Origin of the sequence: Kitasatospora sp. NPDC057198, assembly GCF_042670125.1 — a bacterium.
Classification (GTDB): Bacteria; Actinomycetota; Actinomycetes; order Streptomycetales; family Streptomycetaceae; genus Kitasatospora.
The window spans coordinates 1-1,677 of record NZ_JBHUWH010000833.1; the positions used below are offsets into that span (position 1 = coordinate 1).

2 protein-coding genes are annotated in these 1,677 nt (G+C 74.4%); both read left to right on the top strand.

All coding sequences use genetic code 11. The features are described from left to right. Nucleotides 1-218 precede the first annotated feature (218 nt). A complete protein-coding gene (locus tag ACFUEL_RS39455; protein ID WP_380243009.1) occupies nucleotides 219-986 on the top strand; it encodes a CoA transferase subunit A in 768 nt (255 codons plus the stop codon). Next, nucleotides 983-1,627, top strand: coding sequence for a 3-oxoacid CoA-transferase subunit B (locus tag ACFUEL_RS39460; RefSeq protein WP_380243011.1), 645 nt, complete (start codon nucleotides 983-985; stop codon nucleotides 1,625-1,627). The genes ACFUEL_RS39455 and ACFUEL_RS39460 overlap by 4 nt, the downstream gene beginning before the upstream one ends. Nucleotides 1,628-1,677 lie beyond the last annotated feature (50 nt).

The following is a 1,677-nucleotide window of genomic DNA, read 5'->3' on the forward strand; positions in this document are numbered from 1 at the left end:
GCCTGCTGCTCTCCCCGATCCGCTGCTCTCCCCGACCCCCTGCTTTCCCCGACCTCCTGCCGCCCGGACGGTATGTGGGACGGACCCATCCGGGGCCCGTGATCATGTGGGAGGGCCACATCGTCCGGGTGCCGCCGCGCCGGAAGAGTAGGAGCCGCTCCGGTCCTCCCCCTCACGGAACCGGACGGCCAGGACTCACGCGGAAGGCGGCAACGGCAATGGACAAGGTCTGGGACTCCCCGGCGCGCGCGGTCGGGGACATTCCCGACGGCGCGCTGCTGGCGGTCGGCGGTTTCGGCCTGTGCGGCATCCCGTCGACGCTGATCGGCGCGCTGGCCGACACGGACACCACCGGCCTGCGGGTGGTCTCCAACAACTGCGGGGTGGACGACTGGGGGCTGGGCCTGCTGCTGCGGGCCGGCCGGATCGCCCGGATGACCTCCTCCTACGTCGGCGAGAACAAGGAGTTCGCCCGCCAGTACCTCAGCGGCGAACTCGAGGTCGAACTCACCCCGCAGGGCACCCTGGCCGAACGCCTGCGGGCCGGCGGCGCGGGCATCCCCGCCTTCTACACCCCCGCCGGCACCGGCACCCAGGTCGAGGAGGGCGGCCTGCCCTGGCGCTACGCGCCCGACGGCAGCGTGGCGGTGGCCTCCCCGCCCAAGGAGGTCCGGACCTTCGGCGGCCGCCGCCACCTGCTGGAGGAGGCCATCACCGCGGACTACGCCCTGGTGCGCGCCGCCGTCGCCGACCGGCACGGCAACTGCGTCTTCCACGCCGCCGCCCGCAACTTCAACCCGCTGTGCGCCACCGCCGGGAGGACCACCCTCGTCGAGGCCGACCGGATCGTCGAACCGGGCGAGATCCCCCCGGACGCCGTCCACCTGCCCGGCATCCACGTCGACCGGATCGTGGCCGCCGACCCCGCCGACCGCCGCATCGAACGCCGCACCGTCACCCGCCCCGCCGCGAAGGAGTCCCGATGACCGCCGCCGCCCTCGACCCGCGCGAGGCGCTCGCCGCCCGGGCCGCCCGCGAACTGCGCGACGGCCAGTACGTCAACCTCGGCATCGGCCTGCCCACCCTGATCCCCGGCCACCTCCCGCCGGGCGTCCACGTCGTGCTGCACTCCGAGAACGGCATCCTGGGCACCGGTCCCTACCCCGCCGACGCGGACGCCGACCCCGACCTGGTCAACGCCGGCAAGGAGACCGTCACCGTCCGGCCCGGCGCCGCCTACTTCGACTCCGCCGCCTCCTTCGCCATGGTCCGCTCCGGCCGCATCGACGTCTCCGTGCTCGGCGCCATGCAGGTCTCCGCCGCCGGCGACCTCGCCAACTGGATGATCCCCGGCAAGACGGTCAAGGGCATGGGCGGCGCGATGGACCTCGTCCACGGCGCCCGCCGCCTGATCGTCGTCATGGAGCACACCGCCAAGGACGGCACCCCCAAGATCGTCAACGAGCTGACGCTGCCCGCCACCGGCCGCGCCGTCGTCCACCGCGTCGTCACCGACCTCGCCACCCTCGACGTCACCCCGCACGGCCTGCGCCTGGTCTCCCTCGCCGACGGCGTCACCCTCGAGCGGCTGCGCGCCGCCACCGAACCCCCCGTCCTGGCGGACTGACGCCCCGCCACCGAGCCCGCGCGGCGAGGCCCGGGTTGCAACCCTCACAC